The organism is Flavivirga aquimarina, from assembly GCF_030540835.1.
Classification (GTDB): Bacteria; Bacteroidota; Bacteroidia; order Flavobacteriales; family Flavobacteriaceae; genus Flavivirga; species Flavivirga aquimarina.
Genome location: NZ_JAUOEK010000028.1, coordinates 1 through 18,964 on the forward strand (window position 1 = coordinate 1; position 18,964 = coordinate 18,964).

20 protein-coding genes and 1 tRNA gene are annotated in these 18,964 nt (G+C 31.9%); 11 read left to right on the forward strand and 10 right to left on the reverse strand.

Annotated features, from left to right (window positions below; genetic code table 11):
• Positions 1–58: 58 nt before the first annotated feature.
• Complete coding sequence (locus tag Q4Q35_RS01500) at positions 59–613, forward strand: REP-associated tyrosine transposase (RefSeq protein ID WP_303276151.1); 555 nt, start codon at positions 59–61, stop codon at positions 611–613.
• 451 nt (positions 614–1,064) lie between these two features.
• Positions 1,065–2,585 (forward strand): hypothetical protein, encoded by a 1,521-nt coding sequence (locus tag Q4Q35_RS01505; protein WP_303276152.1) that lies wholly within the window; start codon positions 1,065–1,067, stop codon positions 2,583–2,585.
• 67 nt (positions 2,586–2,652) lie between these two features.
• Here the strand turns inward: Q4Q35_RS01505 and Q4Q35_RS01510 are convergent, their stop codons facing one another.
• The gene (locus Q4Q35_RS01510) at positions 2,653–2,985 is read right to left on the reverse strand and encodes a helix-turn-helix domain-containing protein (RefSeq protein WP_303276153.1); all 333 of its coding nucleotides are present in this window, start codon (positions 2,983–2,985) and stop codon (positions 2,653–2,655) included.
• A 354-nt stretch (positions 2,986–3,339) separates the two neighbouring features.
• Between Q4Q35_RS01510 and Q4Q35_RS01515 the strand changes: the two genes are divergently transcribed.
• The 8 genes from Q4Q35_RS01515 to Q4Q35_RS01550 all read left to right on the forward strand — a co-directional run bounded on the left by Q4Q35_RS01515 (position 3,340) and on the right by Q4Q35_RS01550 (position 8,910).
• Complete coding sequence (locus Q4Q35_RS01515; protein WP_303276155.1) at positions 3,340–3,672, forward strand: hypothetical protein; 333 nt, start codon at positions 3,340–3,342, stop codon at positions 3,670–3,672.
• Positions 3,662–4,177, forward strand: coding sequence for a sigma-70 family RNA polymerase sigma factor (locus Q4Q35_RS01520; protein ID WP_303276156.1), 516 nt, complete (start codon positions 3,662–3,664; stop codon positions 4,175–4,177). The genes Q4Q35_RS01515 and Q4Q35_RS01520 overlap by 11 nt, the downstream gene beginning before the upstream one ends.
• An 84-nt stretch (positions 4,178–4,261) precedes the next feature.
• Positions 4,262–4,639 (forward strand): VOC family protein, encoded by a 378-nt coding sequence (locus Q4Q35_RS01525; protein ID WP_303276157.1) that lies wholly within the window; start codon positions 4,262–4,264, stop codon positions 4,637–4,639.
• Between the two features lie 61 nt (positions 4,640–4,700).
• Positions 4,701–5,393, forward strand: coding sequence for a helix-turn-helix transcriptional regulator (locus tag Q4Q35_RS01530; RefSeq protein ID WP_303276158.1), 693 nt, complete (start codon positions 4,701–4,703; stop codon positions 5,391–5,393).
• 53 nt (positions 5,394–5,446) lie between these two features.
• Entirely contained in the window at positions 5,447–6,082 is a 636-nt protein-coding gene (locus Q4Q35_RS01535) for an MOSC domain-containing protein (RefSeq protein ID WP_303276159.1), read from the forward strand.
• Between the two features lie 42 nt (positions 6,083–6,124).
• Complete coding sequence (locus Q4Q35_RS01540) at positions 6,125–7,366, forward strand: DEAD/DEAH box helicase (protein ID WP_303276160.1); 1,242 nt, start codon at positions 6,125–6,127, stop codon at positions 7,364–7,366.
• A gap of 97 nt (positions 7,367–7,463) precedes the next feature.
• Entirely contained in the window at positions 7,464–8,402 is a 939-nt protein-coding gene (locus Q4Q35_RS01545; protein WP_303276161.1) for a sterol desaturase family protein, read from the forward strand.
• A 4-nt stretch (positions 8,403–8,406) separates the two neighbouring features.
• On the forward strand, positions 8,407–8,910 hold the full coding sequence (locus Q4Q35_RS01550) for a cupin domain-containing protein (RefSeq protein WP_303276162.1): 504 nt from the start codon (positions 8,407–8,409) through the stop codon (positions 8,908–8,910).
• A 164-nt stretch (positions 8,911–9,074) separates the two neighbouring features.
• On the opposite strand, the gene Q4Q35_RS01555 is transcribed toward Q4Q35_RS01550, so the two are convergent.
• The gene (locus tag Q4Q35_RS01555; protein ID WP_303276163.1) at positions 9,075–9,740 is read right to left on the reverse strand and encodes a M15 family metallopeptidase; all 666 of its coding nucleotides are present in this window, start codon (positions 9,738–9,740) and stop codon (positions 9,075–9,077) included.
• 931 nt (positions 9,741–10,671) lie between these two features.
• On the opposite strand from Q4Q35_RS01555, the gene Q4Q35_RS01560 reads away from it, so the two are divergent.
• Positions 10,672–11,370 carry a DUF4369 domain-containing protein gene (locus Q4Q35_RS01560; RefSeq protein WP_303276164.1) on the forward strand — a complete coding sequence of 233 codons (699 nt, stop codon included), beginning with the start codon at positions 10,672–10,674 and terminating at the stop codon, positions 11,368–11,370.
• A 176-nt stretch (positions 11,371–11,546) separates the two neighbouring features.
• Here Q4Q35_RS01560 and Q4Q35_RS01565 read toward each other — a convergent pair.
• The 8 genes from Q4Q35_RS01565 to Q4Q35_RS01600 form a co-directional block, all read right to left on the reverse strand.
• Positions 11,547–11,620 (reverse strand) — tRNA-Thr (locus tag Q4Q35_RS01565).
• Between the two features lie 63 nt (positions 11,621–11,683).
• Complete coding sequence (locus tag Q4Q35_RS01570; RefSeq protein WP_303276165.1) at positions 11,684–11,953, reverse strand: hypothetical protein; 270 nt, start codon at positions 11,951–11,953, stop codon at positions 11,684–11,686.
• A 119-nt stretch (positions 11,954–12,072) separates the two neighbouring features.
• Positions 12,073–13,044, reverse strand: coding sequence for a type I phosphomannose isomerase catalytic subunit (locus tag Q4Q35_RS01575; RefSeq protein ID WP_303276166.1), 972 nt, complete (start codon positions 13,042–13,044; stop codon positions 12,073–12,075).
• On the reverse strand, positions 13,045–13,455 hold the full coding sequence (locus Q4Q35_RS01580) for a 6-pyruvoyl trahydropterin synthase family protein (protein ID WP_303276167.1): 411 nt from the start codon (positions 13,453–13,455) through the stop codon (positions 13,045–13,047). It abuts the gene before it with no gap.
• Entirely contained in the window at positions 13,452–13,976 is a 525-nt protein-coding gene (idi, locus tag Q4Q35_RS01585; protein WP_303276171.1) for an isopentenyl-diphosphate Delta-isomerase, read from the reverse strand. The genes Q4Q35_RS01580 and idi overlap by 4 nt, the downstream gene beginning before the upstream one ends.
• 130 nt (positions 13,977–14,106) lie before the next feature.
• Positions 14,107–16,023 (reverse strand): OmpA family protein, encoded by a 1,917-nt coding sequence (locus Q4Q35_RS01590; protein ID WP_303276168.1) that lies wholly within the window; start codon positions 16,021–16,023, stop codon positions 14,107–14,109.
• A gap of 13 nt (positions 16,024–16,036) precedes the next feature.
• A complete protein-coding gene (locus Q4Q35_RS01595) occupies positions 16,037–16,969 on the reverse strand; it encodes a PorP/SprF family type IX secretion system membrane protein (RefSeq protein ID WP_303276169.1) in 933 nt (310 codons plus the stop codon).
• A gap of 30 nt (positions 16,970–16,999) precedes the next feature.
• On the reverse strand, positions 17,000–18,964 hold a 1,965-nt coding region (locus Q4Q35_RS01600), incomplete at its 5' end, for a T9SS type B sorting domain-containing protein (RefSeq protein ID WP_303276170.1).

Sequence of the window (18,964 nt, forward strand, 5' to 3'; positions counted from 1 at the left end):
TTTGTAATCCGTGCCCTACTTATCCAATTAATTTTATACTTTGTAGAAAAATTAAAATATGTCTACAAAATATAAAGCAACAATGACCGACACTGGTTATTTTATAACCATAACTACTGTAGGTTGGATAGATGTGTTTACCAGACTTAAACAAAAATTTGTTATTACTCAGGCCATTAGGTATTGTCAAAAACATAAAGGTCTTGAAGTTTATGCCTATTGTATAATGCCTAGTCATATACACATGCTCTGCAAAGCAAAAGAAGGTTTCTTGCTATCAAATATTATGAGAGATTTTAAAAAATTCACCTCTAAAAAAATTATAGATACCATTATTAATTACCCAGAAAGTAGAAGAGAATGGATGCTTAATTATTTCAGCAAAGCATGTGACCATCTGAAACGAAATCAACAATATAAAGTCTGGCAAGATGGTTACCATGCAGAAATATGTTCGTCAAATAAATTTATAAAGCAGAAATTAGATTACATCCATAACAATCCTGTAAATGATAAGATTGTTTCTAATCCGGAAGATTATGTTTTTAGTTCGGCAAGAAATTATGCTAGTTTAGATAGCGAACTTGATATTATCATATTACATATTTTTTGAGTTTAAAAATGGGCACGGATTGCAAATCCGCGCTATCGGGCTAATTCGTCATTGCGAGGAGCTTTTTTAAGCGACGTGGTAATCTCATGAAGCTATCTAAATATTTTCGCTTTCGCGGAAACCCATAAAACCAAAACCACTTTGTGCAGGCAAGGTGGTTTTGGCTTTAACAGAAATAGTGGCCAATTGTTAATAAAAATGACACTAACTACCCCACTCCTTATTTATTTTTTTTGTTTTAATTACAAAACAGTTCCTGTCTAAAGTTTTGAGATTCAAAACATACAGCTTGGAAATATCACAAATTAAAAATTCCATCTGCTCCAAAAACATGGGTACATAAGCTAGTTTGGATAGCAATAACATAAAACCAGTGCTTAAAATGTGGATGTAGACAATTGTTTATATCCACATTTTAGGTGTAATTTGAAATCGCTGAAAAGCCTTATAAATGGAAAAAGATCTAAGAAAAGTATTAACATATATTGAAGAAAATATCAGAGTTTTGGAACAGACTACTATGGAGTACTTAGATCCAAAAAACCATATTAATAGGTTAAATAGTAGACAGAATCAAGTTATATTTGGCAGACGTGGTTCCGGTAAATCGCTCTTATTAAAATCATTAAGAAAAAATGATTTAGATAGCAAAGTTTATATATCAATAAATATTGAGGATTTTAAAGATATTAGTTTCCCTAACTCAATTTCACAGGTTCTAATTAATGTTATAAAAAACATTCATTCAGAAGTAAAAGGTAATTACAATATATTTCAGTTTTCAAATTGGCACAAACAAAGAAAGCTTTTAAAACGATATGATAATTACATTGATCAATTAAATAGAAAAATATCTGAACCGGATACTTTTAATGAATCAATAAGAGAAAAACAAGCTAGTAAAATCAGTGGAGAAATGAGTTCCGGATTTAAGAGCACAACTTCTAAAGTAGCAAGTGAAGTAGCAGACGAATTTGAAACTAGCAGAGAAATCTTGAAAGATAAATTAAATGAACTTAAAAATGAGATAACAAATTTTAAGGAATTAATTGAAGAAACGACAGCTTTTTTGAATAAAGATATCTATCTAATTTTTGACGACTTCTATTTTATAAGAAAACAAGAACAACCATTCTTCATAGATTTCTTCCATAGAATATCTAAAAACACTAGACTTTACTTGAAAGTTGCTACTATCAAACATCGTTCTAGTCTTTATATTCAAACAGATACTTATGTAGGTGTAGAAATAGGACACGATATACAAGCTTTGAGTTTAGACTACACACTCGATGATTTTAATGGTTTAGTTTCATTTATGAGATCACTTTTAGAACATATAAATAATAAAGTTGGTGTAGTTATAAATTATTATAATGTATTAACCAATAATGCATTTCGTTTTCTTTGTTTAGCTTCTGGAGGTGTACCAAGAGATTTCTTATCCTTGTTTATTAATTTAGGAGATAAAATGCAAAGTGACGGAAAAAATATATCCAAACCTAATGTTATAGATTGCAGTATTGAAAATCTTCCCAATAAAATGGAGGCATTTAAAACGGATACTGCAGATGAGAAAGCCATATTAGAACATTATCTTCAATATGTAAAGGAAGAAATAATTAACAATAAAAGAATTAATGCTTTTCTAGTTTCGAATAATGATGTTTTAAAGTACCCTAAAATAAATCAAGCAATAAAAGAACTAGTAGATTTGAGGTTATTTCACTTAGTTAATTCAAATATTAGTTCCGCACCAAGTGATGGATTTAGATACTCAGCATATATGATCGATATAAGCTTATTTCCTAATGCAAACCCAAGAAATTTCACTCAAATTGAGCCTGGAGAAAGAGATAATAGAAGTAGAGAAGATAAATTACGATCTTCACCTAAATTAAATCTAGAAAACTTTAAAAATCATATTATAGGTTTAAATTTAGAAAAAGATATAGTAGTAGCTCAAGAATAAAAAATCGCTAGTGCCAGTTTGCAACTAGTACCAAATAAGAGTAAGTTAAAAAGATATTCTATTAAAACTAATCTTTCTCTAATTCAAAATCAACATCTAATAATTCTCTAGGGTTAACCTCTAAAGCCTTAGCCAGAGCGAGTAAAGTTGTAAACGAAAAATTTCGACCTCCGTTTTCTATAACACTCAAACTTCCTTTTGTAACCCTACACCTTGCAGCAACCTCATCTTGGGACAATCCCTTTTCCATCCTTAACCGAAGTATATTTTTACCAAAAATCAATTGTCTTTTTTTGTCCAAATTCTTCATAGAGCCATAGTATTTAACAAAAACACTCATTTTTTTTAAAAAACCTGTTACAAGAACTTGTAACAAAAGATATTTTTTTCTACTTTGCACTATGATTTTATTCTGTTAATTCATTCATATTAAATGAATAGAATCAATTATTTTTGCGATTCTTCGTATAGAAAATATTTGAAGCTTTCGCTTAGAGTCTCGGACAGAAAACTGGTAATTTTTTATATCCACGAGATGATAAGTAGATTGGCTCACGTACCCGGGCGTGGGCTCTCTTATCGTGGTTGGGTATACCAGTACCTCTGTTCGGTAAGTTGAGTTCCACGCCTTTTTTTATTTCCATATATAAAAGGTTTTATAAGGTATGCACCTCATTTTTTGGGCAGAATTACCCGTTGCATATTCAACTTATATTTTTTAAGTATTACTAATTATAAAATAACGTAATTATTTATGGAAAAGCCAGTAATCCTTGCATCCCCAGATTGTTTAAACATACCCAATCATTATGCTATTATTGCTACGTTGTTTGTGTTGTTAGATAAGTCTGGGTTATCTAAAACCGTTATAAGTCATTGCAAATTGGGGTTAAGAGTTGTTGCTACTTGTTACGATTACCCAGAAGGTAACTCACGAACTAAGCCATTATCTGCCAAAGAGTTTAATGCCTTTTTTTCTTTTTTCCCGGCTTCATTTGCTAACTCCAGAGATTCTATTCCTGTAGGTACGATACTCGATGCGCTTCTTTTATGTATAAAATCCAATAAGATTACTCATGTTAATTAATAGCCAGAAACACGTTCCTTTTCAAGAGCTTTTTAAAAGTTTATATCCGCAACTTTGCGTACTTGCATATAGGTATGTTAACGATATGGAACTTGCCAAAGATCTGGTACAGGACGTGTTTCTTAATCTATGGAAAGATAATATCGCTTTTGTTAACCATAACCATGCTACGGGCTATTGTTACAATGCAGTTAAAAATAAATGCCTAGATTTTATAGCATGCAAAGAAGATACAGGTACAGAACCTTATTTGCTTGTAAATAATGAGATTTACAAATTGGAATCCTTTTTTATGTCTCAAGCTGTGGTTATTGAAACAACTGCTATTATAAATAATGCTGTAGATACCTTACCAGATAAAACCTCTCAAGAAGTAATTAAATTAGGTATAAAAGATTATACCAATAATGAGATTGCCAACGAGTTATCTGTTTCTGTTAATACGGTTAAGAAGCTTAAAAAAAGGGCATACCTTAAATTAAAAAAACTTTTTGGTTATAACTAAAAAAATAAAAACACCCCTGACATGTTACGACACTAACCCGTATAATTTTGCATGTAAGTTTAATAATTAAAATCAATTTAAAAAATGAAACATGCAATTAGCTGGTTTGAAATTCCAGTAACAGATTACGAAAGAGCTAAACAATTTTACACAACCGTAATGGACTCAGAAATCGTAGATCACCACATGCCAGAGCAAAACATGAAGTATGGTATGTTTCCTCACGACAAAGACAATAATGGCGTAGGTGGAGGTCTTATTGAAGCCGAAGGACAAACCCCTACTACTAATGGCCCTACCATTTACTTAAATGGTGGTGACGACTTAACCAAGCCATTAGAAAAAGTAGAAGAAGCAGGTGGTAAAATTTTAATGCCAAAAACAGATATTGGAGAAAACGGGTTTATGGCTCAGTTTCTAGATACCGAAGGCAATCGTATTGCATTACATTCCTTTATGTAGTTTATCAATCAAAAAACGAATAAGATAGTGGATTGCAAAGCGGTTCACTATCTTTGTTATTATGTCTCAATTATCAAGACTCATAGCTATATTAACCCTCTTAAAGTCTAAACGTCTTTTAACAGCTAACGAACTTGCTAAAAAGTTTGAAGTAAGCATAAGAACCATTTACAGAGATATAAGAAAACTAGAAGAAGCCGGTGTACCCGTTACTACAATAGAAGGCAGAGGATATTCTTTAATGGAAGGGTATTCTGTTGCACCTGTTCAGTTTACCGAAAAACAGGCCAATGCTTTAATTACGGCAGAACTTTTAGTAAATCAATCTAAAGATGCTTCCTTTGTTGAAGATTTTAATGAAGCTTTAACCAAAATTAAATCGGTTTTTAGAACCTCCATTCAAAAAAAAAGTGAATTACTACAAAGTAAAATTCATGTTTTTAATCCAACTTACGAAAACATTTCCAGCAATGCCCTTTCCGAGATACAATTGGCCATTACCAATTTCAACTATATAGAAATTAATTACTGTAAAGTGAATGAAACTGATGTTTCCTTTAGAAAAATAGAACCTTATGCCATGTATTCCACTAATCATAAATGGATACTAATTGCATGGTGCCACTTGCGAAATGATTATCGTGCCTTTAGAATTGATAGAATTCAGCATTTTAAAATACTACAAGAAAAATTTGAAGACAGAAAATTCCATCTTCTGACTTATTTTCAATCTTGCCCATATAACGACAAGTAAAATATAGTTATAACCTCCTTAGTATTCATTATTTTTGTAGTAAAATGCAATATATGAAAGTACTTTCTACCAACACAGCCAAACCAACTTCTATTATTTGGAACGGAAAAACGCTAACTACAGGCATCTATAAAAACCCAACAAAAGCGCCTATTTATTTAGGAAAGGAAGGTGTAAAGGATGATGAAGTATCAGACACAAAAGTACATGGTGGTACATTTAAAGCTTGCTATATATTTTCTAACGAGCATTACGCCTATTGGAAAAAACAATACCCAAATTTAGATTGGAATTATGGTATGTTTGGTGAAAATATTACTGTTTCTGGTTTAAACGAAAAAGAAATTTATATCGGTGATATCTATAAGCTTGGTGACGCCTTAGTACAAGTTACACAGCCTCGCGAACCTTGTTTTAAACTGGGTGTTAAATTTGGTACACAAAACATATTAAAAGAATTTATAGCTCATGGGTTTCCTGGAACTTATGTGCGTATTTTAAAAGAAGGACTTGTAAAAAACGGTGATTCTTTTAAACTTATTGAACAAGCAAAAAATAGCTTAACGACGTGGCAATTTTTTAATTTATTGTTTTCAAAAAACAAAAACGAGGCACTCATTAATCTGGCTATAAAAAATGAAGCCTTGCCACTAAAAAAGCGAGAGAAGATAAAGAAATTCCTAAAATAACAGTGTTTATTTTGGTGTATCTTTGTGGCATAAAATTCACATATGTCATTTAAAGACTTACAATTAAACAGACCTATTTTAAGGGCTATTGCAGAAACCGGTTATAACGACCCAACACTGGTTCAAGAAAAAACAATCCCTCTGGTTTTAAATAAAAAAGATGTTATTGTTTCTGCTCAAACAGGTACAGGAAAAACAGCCGCTTTTGCCCTACCCATTTTACGGTTGTTGTTTGATAAGCAGGATGCATCAAAAAAAGGAAAAAAAATTCGAGCTTTAATTGTAAGCCCTACTCGCGAATTAGCCATACAAATTGGAGAAAACTTTAAAAACTACAGCACGTACACTAACTTAAGAAACACTGTAGTTTATGGAGGTACTTCTATAGAACCACAAATAGATATTCTTAAAAAAGGAGTCGATATTTTAATTGCAACACCCGGTAGGTTGCTTGACTTACACAAACAAGATATTGTTAATCTGGACTATGTAGAAACTTTAGTCTTAGATGAAGCCGATTTAATGTTAGACATGGGCTTTATTGATGATGTAAAAAAAATTGAGCGCCTTTGCACCAAAGAAAAACAAATTTTGTTATTCTCTGCCACGATACCTTATAAAGTAGAACAGTTAGCAAACACCATTTTAAAAACACCCGAACGTGTTGAAGTTACTCCGAACTCGTCTACATCGAAAAACATTAACCAAATGCTTTATTATGTGCCAAAACGCAACAAAATAGAGCTGTGCCTGCATTTATTAAGAAACACTATAAAAGGAAGTATCCTTATTTTTAGACGTACAAAATTCGGGGTTGAAAAACTAGAACAAACTTTATTAAAAAATGGTTATAAGGTAGATAGTATTCATGGAGATAAGAGTCAGAATTTAAGGCAAGAAGCCTTAAAGAATTTTAAATTAAACAACATTAATATTTTAATTGCAACCGATGTTGCTGCTCGTGGTATAGATATTAATAATTTAGATGCTGTTATAAATTTCGATTTACCCAATATACCAGAAACGTATGTACATAGAATAGGAAGAACTGCCAGAGCCGGAAATGTAGGTGCCTCCTACTCTTTTTGTTCGGCAGACGAAAAAAATTACGTAAAAACAATCCAACAGCTTATTCAATTTCAAATAGATGTTATCGACGAGCATCCCTACCCTTTAGATCCGAAAGCGAAGCCTATTATTCATAAATCTAAAAAAACAGGTAGTAAGCATAAAAAAGGCCGAAAAAGTGCCGCTTCTAAAAAGAAAAAGAAACGTTGGTACTAATTTGTTAAAAATTCTGTTATATAATATATACCTTAGGCGAAAATAAAACCAAATTGGTTTTATAATTTTATTAACCTCCCTATCAATTTTTAAATAAATGAATTTTACAAACCCGTTAGTATATGGTATTCCATGTTTTTTAGGGCTTATTTTAGTAGAGCTTACATATAGCAAAACACACGACCATAAAGATCTCTACAAATGGAAAGACTTAATGTCGAGTCTTACTATGGGTATTGGATCGGTGGTTTTAGCTCCCTTAATAAAAACTATTTCTGCCATTATAATTTTTAATTATTTATACGAATTGTTTAATCCCATAGTTGATGGTGTTCGTACAAATATTATGGGATGGCAATCTTTTGGTTACACCTGGCCAGTTTGGTTAGCTTGTCAATTTTTAGATGATTTTACTTATTACTGGTTTCATAGGCAAAATCATATGGTGCGCTTTTTATGGGCAGCACATATTGTACACCATTCTTCCGAAAACTTTAATCTGGGAACTGCTGTTCGTAATGGTTGGTTTACTATTTTGTACAAACCATTATTTTATATGTGGTTACCTATTATTGGTTTCCCGCCAGAAATGGTAATAGTTTGCTTAGGCATTGAAGCGCTTTGGCAATTTCAATTACATTCTGTATATATTCCAAAAATGGGAATTATTGAAAAAGTATTTAATACCCATACCATGCATCAAGTGCATCATGCTAAAAACTTAGAGTATATGGATAAAAATCACGGTGGATTTTTAAATATATTTGATAAAATATTTGGCACTTGGAAAGAATTAGATGATGATATCGATATCGCTTATGGGGTTACAAAACCACCAAATTCTTATAACCCCTTGGTAATATTAACACACGAATACAAAGATATTTGGAATGATATGAAAAAAACTTCCAATATATATTATAAGTTTATGTATGCTTTTGGCCCTCCTGGGTGGAGCCATGATGGAAGTACATTAACTATTAAACAAATGCGAGAGCAGGCCAAGAAAAGTGAATTAACCCCTTCTCCAGCTTAAAATCATGAGTACGATTCAGAAAATCATAGATCAGTTAGAATTGCAATCACATCCAGAAGGTGGTTACTTTAAAGAAGTTTATAGAAGCGAAGGGACTATTAATCAAGAAAATCTTGGTGAAGCCTTTTCGGGGCAAAGAAACTACGCTACCTCTATTTACTTTCTTTTAACTTCCGATTCTTTTTCTGCTTTCCATAGAATTAAACAAGATGAAATCTGGCATTTTTACAAAGGATCGCCTATAAAGCTTCATATCATTTCTAATGAAGGTGCATACTCTAACGTTATTATAGGAAACAATATAGAAAAAGGAGAAACCCCACAATATGTGGTTAAAGCTAAAGATTGGTTTGCTGCAGAAGTCATAGGAGACAACACCTATGCTTTAGTAGGTTGTACAGTCTCTCCTGGTTTCGATTTTAATGATTTTGAACTTCCGGAAAGAGATGCACTAATTTCAAAGTTTCCAGAGCACAGAAATATAATTACTGCTTTTACAAGGCTCTAAAATGATACTTTAATGAATAGTATTTGTATACAAAAACATTAGCTCAAAAACACAACGGTAAACATAATGTCAGTTCTATATATTAAAGACTTATAATCATAGATTTGTATATCTAAATGACGTAATCGTATCATTCCATTTTAGATATTAAAACCTATTCTTTCTTATTTAATGATAAAATCAAAATAAGTATTAGGAAATGGTTCGCCTCGTAGTGTAAAATGCCACCATTCTTTCGAATAATTTCTAAAACCATGTTTTAGCATCACAGTTTGTAATAATTGCCTGTTGGCTTTTTGCTTATCTGTTAGTTTTTCATAATTCACCCAAGATTCCTGTCCAAAAAAGTCGTATGGACTTCCCATATCTAATGGCTTACCCGTATTTCCATCAATTATAGTTAAATCTACGGTACTACCTCTACTATGACCAGATCTTGAAGCAATATATTGCTCTTTAAATAAATTTTTCTTTTCTACATTAGGGTAAAATATATGCTTATTTATTGTATCATTTAAGTCTCTAGCCCAAAGAATAAAATGGTTAACAGCCTGCTGCGGTCTGTAACCGTCGTATACTTTTAAGCATAAATTCTGTTCCTGTAACGCTTCGTGCACCAGCTTTAGCTTATTCGCAGTTTCATACGTTAATATGAGTTTATTAGATTGATAACCGTTAACTGGCTTTCCCACAAAATTATTAGAAGTATAATAACGCAGCTCTACTTCTAAATCTGGTATAACATCTTGCACATATACAAACCCTTCTTCTAATTGTCCGAAAGAAAAAGCATAGTTAAGTAGGAATAAGTATGTAAATAGTTTTCTCATTATTTAAGTTATAAGCTAAAGTAGATAAAATATTAACACATTAAAAATAAGGCACAAAAAAACCGAGTTCCCTCAAACTCGGTTTTCCTTCAATTTGCTTTTTATATTATGAAGCTAGATTTAGGGTTACTATATCAACAACATAATGCAAATATTAATTAATTAATCCATTGAACTAAAAAGTGTTTTATTTAGTACATTTCAAAGATAAAACTATAAATGAGTTTACACGTCAAAAAACACACAAAATCGATGAAATGCTTAAAATTTTAACATTTACAGATAAAATGCTTAAAATTACGATAAAATACAAATTTCATATTTTAAATATATACAGATTCTGCAAGTTGTTTTTAAATTGAAATGCTTTTAGATTTTTATAAAAAACACAATATTCTAATTAATGCTAGTTCGATATATTAATCAGTAATTTATGTACGTAAATAAAAAAATCGTATCATTCTGGATGAGGCGCGAAGAAAAATCTTATATTTTATGAGATATCTCGTCATTCGTAATTCTTACAATAGCGACCGATAATTATCGAGACGAGCGGTCGATAGAACAAAATATTGTTTACCTGTTTTAGTTTACATTAATTAAGAAACGGCACATAGACATTAATAATAAATAATTCAAATGACTGACATACAGCATATTACATATTAAAAACGAAATAAAAAAAGCATCCTAAAAAGGATGCTTTTTTACTAACTAACTAACCAAAAATATGAATTATATTTCCAAGCTTAAAGTAACCACTCAATAAACTTTTTAATTAAATATAATCATTTAATATACATCAACATCCGTGCCAAACTAAATTTAACTACAATGTTTTTACAAAATATTTAATTCAAAATAATTTTAAGCTATTAGTATTTAAAATATAATTATAAGATATTTGCCAATATATAAAAAGACCTTGTTTATGAAAAAAATCACATTTTTACTTTTAGTTTTTTTAATAATTTCTTGCAATGAAAGACAACCTGATTTAATAGTTAAGGGAGAAGTTAAAGGTTTAAAAAAAGGAACTGTTTACCTTAAAAAGGTAAATGATACCGTTTTAGTTACTGTAGATTCTTTAGTTATAAATGGTAATCCACAATTCGAGTTACATAGTGATTTAAAATCTCCGGAAATATTCTTTTTGTATTTAGACAAAAACAGTTCTGATGAAGATAGAATTACTTTTTTTGCTGATAAAGGCATTACAGAAATTAACACCTCACTGAAAAGCTTTGTTTTTGATGCAAAAATTAACGGCTCTGCACAACAAAAAATATTAGAAAAATATGAGACGATGATGTCTAAAATGAATAACAAAAAATTAGATTTAATAAAAGAACACTTTGAGGCTCAAAAAGACAACGATACAGCAAAAATAAATACTATTGAAAAAGAAAATGAAAATTTATTAAAAAGAAGATATTTGTATACCGTAAATTTTGCAATAAACAATAGAGATAGTGAAGTAGCTCCTTATCTTGCGCTTTCTAAAGTTTACAATGCTAGAGTTAAATTTCTAGATACCATAAATAACAGCCTAACACCTAAGGTTAAAAAATCTAAATACGGTAAAGAACTGCAAGCGTTTATTGATAGAATAAAAGCTTCGAATAAATAAATTGAAGTTTAAAATTTTTAAACAAAAAAAAGGTCTTTCATTTGAAAGACCTTTTTTTTGTTTTTGAGCCGATGGAGGGACTTCCCTTCGACTGCGCTCAGGGTAAACTTCTCGTCCCTTTTCAATTTAATTGCTTTTTACAAAGAAACTGAATCCTGTTTTGCTTTTATATTTTGAGCCGATGGAGGGACTCGAACCCACGACCTGCTGATTACAAATCAGCTGCTCTAGCCAGCTGAGCTACATCGGCTTTTATTTAACGGTTGCAAATATAATATCTATATTAGTATATGCAAGGAACTCCGTTAAAAACTTATCCTAATTTATTGATTTTTTCAATTAAGGCTCTACCCTTAGTTTCCAACTCAGTATTAATTGCTTTAAAATGAGCTTTAGCATTATCAACACTTTTAGTATTTACCTTTGCTATTAATTCATCAAAAACAGCAATAGCTTCATCAATAATTGCTTCACTTTTCTTTGTATCTTTATCTGTGTTTGTGTATTCCCAAACATAAACTGCTTCTATAATATCTCCTAAAACGTAATTAATATCTTTTTTTAGGTCTCTAACATTTGCCATTTTTTGTGCTTTTAAATTTCAACAAAAATAGGTAATTAATTTAAATAAAGATTCCCACTTTCGTGGGAATGACATATTTTTTGAAACATTAAAATATACTTTAATGAGTTTTAAAACCATTAAACATAAACTTCCAATAGTGTTGCATTTTTAGACGTTATTTCATAGTCTGTAATAGCAGCAGGTAGTAATATAGTTTCTCCTTTTTTAATAGACTCGGAAGTACCATTAACCAAAATCTCTGCATCACCATCTACACACATATATATTAAAAACGAATCGTATTCGTTTTTCTTTTTAAGTGTTTCGGTAACCTTTAAATAGCTCGTTGTAAAATAGGGACAACTTACCATCTTATTAGATTCGTTTTCTGTTTTAGAATACGCCACTCTAAAATTATCTGGCATATTAAAATCGAATGCATCAATAGCTAAATCATTATGCAACTCTCTTTCATTACCTTGATCATCTACTCTATCCCAATCGTAAACACGATAGGTAATATCACTTGTTTGTTGTATTTCGGCTACCATAACTCCTGCTCCTATGGCATGAATACGGCCTACTTCAATAAAATAAGTATCACCAACTTTTACTTTATCAAAATTTAAAATCTCTGTAAGCGTTTTATCGTTTAAATGACTTAAATATTTTTCTGGAGTCATATCTTGATTAAAACCTACAATTAAATTGGAACCTTCATCAGCTTGTAATGTATACCACATTTCTGTTTTTCCAAAAGAATTATGTCTTTTAGCAGCTAATTCATCATTAGGGTGTAATTGAATTGATAAATCTTCTCTAGCATCAATAAATTTAATAAGCAGAGGGAATTTGTTTCCAAATACCTTATAGTTTTTATCGCCTATTAAATGACCTTTAAAAGTTTCTAAAAGATCTTTTAGCGAATGCCCAACTAAACTACCATTTGACACTATTGATGTATCTCCTTCTACATCGCTAATCTCCCAACTTTCTCCAATATTTGGTAAGTCGCTTTCTTTATTGAGAATGGTTTTTAATTTTTGTCCGCCCCATATTTTATCTTTTAAAATAGGACTAAATTTAAGTGGGTATAATGTATTGTTCATTTATTTTCCTGAATAGGTTACAAAATTACGTGGTGTTTCAAAAAGGGTAATCTCTAATTCTAAATACGATGCCAATTTTGGCTTTATCTTATTGTAAATTACAACAGCAATATTTTCTGCTGTTGGATTTAAATCTTTAAATTCTGGTACTTCAACATTTAAATTTTTATGATCGAAAATGTCTTCTACTTCTGTTTTAATAATATCTTTTAAAATCTTTATATCAATAACATAACCGGTTTCTTTATCGATTTCTCCGGTAATGCTAACAATAAGTTCATAATTATGGCCATGAAAGTTAGGGTTATTACATTTTCCAAAAACAGCATCATTCTTTTCAAAACTCCAGTCTTTCCTATATAAACGATGTGCTGCATTAAAATGTGCTTTTCTACTAACCGTTGCTTTCATTTTTTGATATTTATATGTTCGTAGAATTTATCAAAAATTACTTTAAACCATGCTGTGTATAACTCTGGTTGTAATGAAATATTAGCTTTAATTTGCTCTAGAGACATCCATTTCCAACTGGCGACTTCATCTGTATTAATAGTTGGCTCGTCATTATAAGCACCTAATAAAACATGATCGTATTCATGCTCTGTTAGTCCATTATCAAATGGTGCTTTATAGATAAATGAAATGGACTCTTTCAAATCTACCACAAACCCCATTTCTTCTTGTAAGCGTCTTTTCCCTGCTTCAATATTCGTTTCTCCTTCACGTTGATGACTGCAACAAGTATTCGTCCAAAGCCCAGGAGAATGGTATTTATTCAACGCCCGTTGCTGGAGCATTAATTCATTTTTATTATTAAAAATAAAAACAGAAAATGCACGGTGTAGCAATGCTTTTTCATGTGCTTCCATTTTTGGCATCAATCCAATTTGCTCATCTCTTTCATTAACAAGAATTACTTTTTCTTCTTCCATACATAGGCAAAAATACCAAGTAAATATTAAAAAACACATTCTTATTAGAAATTTAAATCAAAGCCTAAGTATAAAATAAAAAAGCACTCATAATATTATGAATGCTTTTCCTTAAAATTACGTACTTGATTTAATTTTCTGTTACTATAAAATCACTTCTTCTGTTTATCTGATGTTCTTCTTCACTACACTTAACATCTCTAGAACATTTATTTGTAAGCTTTGTTTTTCCATAGCCTTTACCGGTTAATCTATCTTTATCTATACCTCCTATATTGATAATATAATCTAAAACAGATTGGGTTCTTTTATTTGATAAAATAAGATTATAGGCATTATTACCTCTGGAATCTGTATGAGATCTCACATCTAGTTTCACAGTAGGATATGCTTTCATGTAATCTATAACCTTAGTTAACTTCTCTTTTGCATCTGGTCTTATAGATGATTTATCATAATCGAAATAAACAGGTTTCAACTCCAAGACTTCAAATAAGTCTGTTCCTATTTCTGCAACTTCTGGTTTTGGCTCTAAACCTAATTTTAATGCTATGATTTCATCTCTTTCTGGATCGATAACAAAATCTTGAATGTGCTCTATATACGCTTCTTTATTTACCTGAGATTTAAATGTGCTCTTTTTAAGAGGTAGCTTAATACTAAACTCCCCATTGGCATCAGATTTTAAAGTCTTAGCTACTTCATTTGTATTATTATAAATAACAACATCTGCATCGGCAATAATTTGATTGGTATTTTTATCAACTATTATTCCCGTAATAATTTGCATATAAGGGTTTCTTGTAAAGCTATAAATATCATCGTCTCCCTTTCCCCCTTCTCTGTTCGATGAAATATAACCATTAAGTGTCGTTTCATTTATAATGTATTCGAAATCATCCTTTGGGCTATTTATAGGTTTCCCTACATTGACTGCTTTATTAAATGAATTAGCTATTCTATCAATATTTTTAAATGAAAAAACATCTAATCCTCCTAAGCCCGGATGGCCATCCGATGAAAAATACAAGGTTCCTTCATTACTTATAAAAGGAAAATTCTCTCTTCCTTCTGTATTAATTTTTGAGCCTAAATTTACTGGCCCTCCATAGGTTCCATCTGCATTAATATCTACAACAAAAATATCTGACGCACCCATTGTACCATCCATATCTGAAGAGAAATATAATTTTGTTTCTTCTACATTTAATGTAGGGTGTGCTACATTATATTCATCACTATTAAAAGGTAAAGGTTCTATATTTGTCCATTCACCTTCTATTAATTCTGCCTTATAAATTTTTAAGCCGTGTATATTTTTAGTATTCTTTTTAAATTTTCCTTTGTAAAAATTGTTTCTTGTAAAATACACTGTTTTACCATCTTTGGTAAATGCCGTAGATGATTCATGATATTTTGTATTGATATCTCCTTTAATTTCTGAAGCAGTACCATCTGAATTAAGTTGATATATATCTAAAAAAGGTTGTTCGTTCCAATTATATAATCGTTCATTTTTACCTCTTGAGGATGCAAAAACTAAATTTTCCTGAAAAACTGAAGTTCCAAAATCTGAAAATGATGTATTTATTTCCAGGTTTTTCATTTTAAAATCATCAGATCGATTCTCTATAATATGTAAATAGTTTGCATGAAACAATTTACTTCTGGAATCTTCCGGCTTCATTTCTTTAAATTCAAGCATGATTGTATTGGCCTTATTATAATCACCTGTACCTTTTAAAGCCTGCGAGTATCTAAAATAATATTCCGGATCTAAGCCTTCTACATTTAATGCCATTAATTCTTCATACCATTTTGTCGCTTCCTCCATTTTACCATTAAAATAAAATGAATTTGCTAGGCTCTGTAATAATTCCGGTGATCTATTTCCTTCATTTGCTTCTTCCAGAAGTTGCTCTGTTGTTTTTATATATGACAAATTATCATATTTCTTTTTTGCACTTTTTGTAATGCCATCTTGCGAAAAGGATCCATTAATAAATATTAATGTTAATAACGGTAGTATAAATAGTCTTTTTTTCATGTCCTATATCTTTTTAGAAGAATCTTGGTGATAAAATTCGTCCTATTTGTTGCAATTCAAATCTTAGCATTATTTCGTGCGAACCACTATTATAACTACCCAAATTTGTAGTTGTTAAATCGTAAGCGTATCCAATAAATAGCCCTTCGCTTACTTGAAAGCCAGCCAAACCACTAAAGGCATCGTCCCATCTATATCCAACTCCTAAGGTAAGTTTCTCATTAAATAATGCGTTTAAAGAAAGATCTGCTATTAATGGAGCTCCAGATACGCCTTTTACTAAAACCGCTGGTTTTAACTTGGTATTTTGACTAACATCGAATACGTAGCCACCTATAAAAAAATAGTGTAAACGTTCTGTCGCTATAGATTCTTGAATCCCATCATAATGCTCTGTCGTAAAAAAGTTTGGAACCGAAAGCCCTAAATACCATTTTTCTGAATGCACATATAAACCGGCTCCTATGGTTGGAGAAAACAGACTTAAATTATCGTTAAAAACTCTATCTGGGTATTGAAAAACTCCTTTACTCCAATCGGTATCTAACATATGAAAACCTCCTTTAAGACCAAATGAAAGTTCCGTACCTCTATACTCATCTATTGGTATGGTATATGAAAAATTGATATCAACATTCGTTTCACTTGATGGTCCTAACTTATCGCTTACTAAGTTTAAACCTAGTCCCAAACGTTTGTTTCTTAACGGGGAGTGTGCCCCAAAAGTAATAGTTTTTGGAGCACCATCAATACCGACCCATTGGGTGCGGTACAGCCCTGTTATACTTAATACATCTCGCTGACCAGCATAAGCTGAATTCACACTCATTGTATTATACATATACTGCGTATATTGCGGGTCTTGCTGTGCACTTAATTCTTGAGATAATAGCGTAACAAACACTATTAAAATCAAACTTTTTGTTAATGAAGATAGCTTTATCATTTTTTAATTTCTTTAGGTGTTTGCTCTATTTTATCTATTAATGTATAACCATCCTACTTTCGGCTTAGAACCATCTGCTAAGTCTAATACGTAATAGTAAGTCCCTACTGGTAACTTTTCAGTACCATTTATAGTAGATCTACCATTTGATGTTCCATCAAATTCGTTACGATAACCTTGCTTCTTATAAACAATATTACCCCAACGGTTATAGATTTCTAATCTATTATTTGGATAGTTTTCTATACAATTAATGATTAAAAACTCATTAACACCGTCTCCATTTGGTGAGAACTCATTAATAACTATTAAACAACCTAATGCTGTTTCTGTAGGATCATCTTCAGTGTTTCCATCAACATCGTCACCATCATCACTAGTATCTGTTACAATCTCAAAACTAGGCGTAGTACCCGATACTACAACACTATTGCTTACGCCTCCTGAGTTTATAGCTTGTTGGGTGATATCAAAAGTTGCAGTATAAATAGCTATTTCTCCTACTAATAAAGTTCCTTCCAAGCTACCTAAATCGGCGCTATCAAAGACAGGTGCTTCTGTTAATACTAATGGGATACCATTTATATCTGTGAACGTGTCTACTAATGCGACATTTGTTAAGGTTACATTTCCTGTATTCTCTACTTCAATAGTGTAAGTAATAGTATCTCCTAATTCCGTACCAGAAGCATTTGCCATTTTTGTTACTTCAAGTTCTGCTGTACAATCAGCTGTTGTTGTTACAGGCAATGTAATGTCTGTTGGTCTGTATGAACAAGGATCATGTGGATCGGTTGATATCCCTCCGCCTGGCGGGGTTAATTCATCACCGTTAGTCACACCGTCACCATCACAATCGGCTGCTAAAAATGCTGCATCTGGAATTAAAGTGATATCGCTAGTGATAAAATCGCATGGTACATTTGGGTCGGTTGCACTCTCGCCATCTGGTGGAGTGAGTTCATCTCCATTAGTCACACCATCGCCGTCACAATCGGCTACTAAAAACGCTGCATCTGGAATTAAAGTGATATCGTTAGTGATAAAGTCACATGGTACATTTGGATCGGTTGCACTCTCGCCATCTGGTGGAGTAAGTTCATCTCCATTAGTCACACCGTCACCGTCACAGTCTGCTGCTAAAAATGCTGCATCTGGAATTAAAGTCATATCGCTAGTGATAAAGTCACATGGCACATTTGGATCGGTTGCGCTCTCGCCATCTGGTGGGGTGAGTTCATCGCCATTAGTCACACCATCACCATCACAGTCTGCTGCTAAAAATGCTGCATCTGGAATTAAAGTGATATCGCTAGTGATAAAATCACATGATACATTTGGATCGGTTGCACTCTCACCATCTGGTGGGGTAAGCTCATCTCCATTAGTAACACCATCACCATCGCAATCAGCATTATTCCATGCAATGCTTGGAGCTTGAGTAACATCAGCTGGATTATAACTACAAAAATCATTTATATCGGTTGGTGTCCCTCCTCCTGAAGGAGTTGACTCATCACAATCAATTACACCATCACCGTCAGAATCTATTAAACTAATTGTTACAGTCTCACTAATTGATAGATTTAAATTACAATTAACGTTCGCAACATCTACTAAATTTATCGTAACAGCAGCTGTAATACTACTAATAGTAATATCCACTGTTCCTGTTCCTCCAATAATAACATTTCCAGAAGCTGATCCATTATAGGTCACTACATCATTTGGTGTTCCTGTAATTGTAAAAACTGCATCGCTATTTGAACATACTGGGCTATTAGTTGTCATTGTTGGGGTACTTGGAAGAGCATTTACGGTAACTTCAAAGGTTGCCGAGGATAATGAGGTACAACCACTACTATCGGTTACGGTATAAGTAATATCCGTGGTTCCAGCACTTACCGGGGTCACGACACCACTACCGTCGATAGTCGCTACGCCCGTATCGGATGAACTCCATACTATGGTCCCTGCAGTACCTTCGGTCAAATC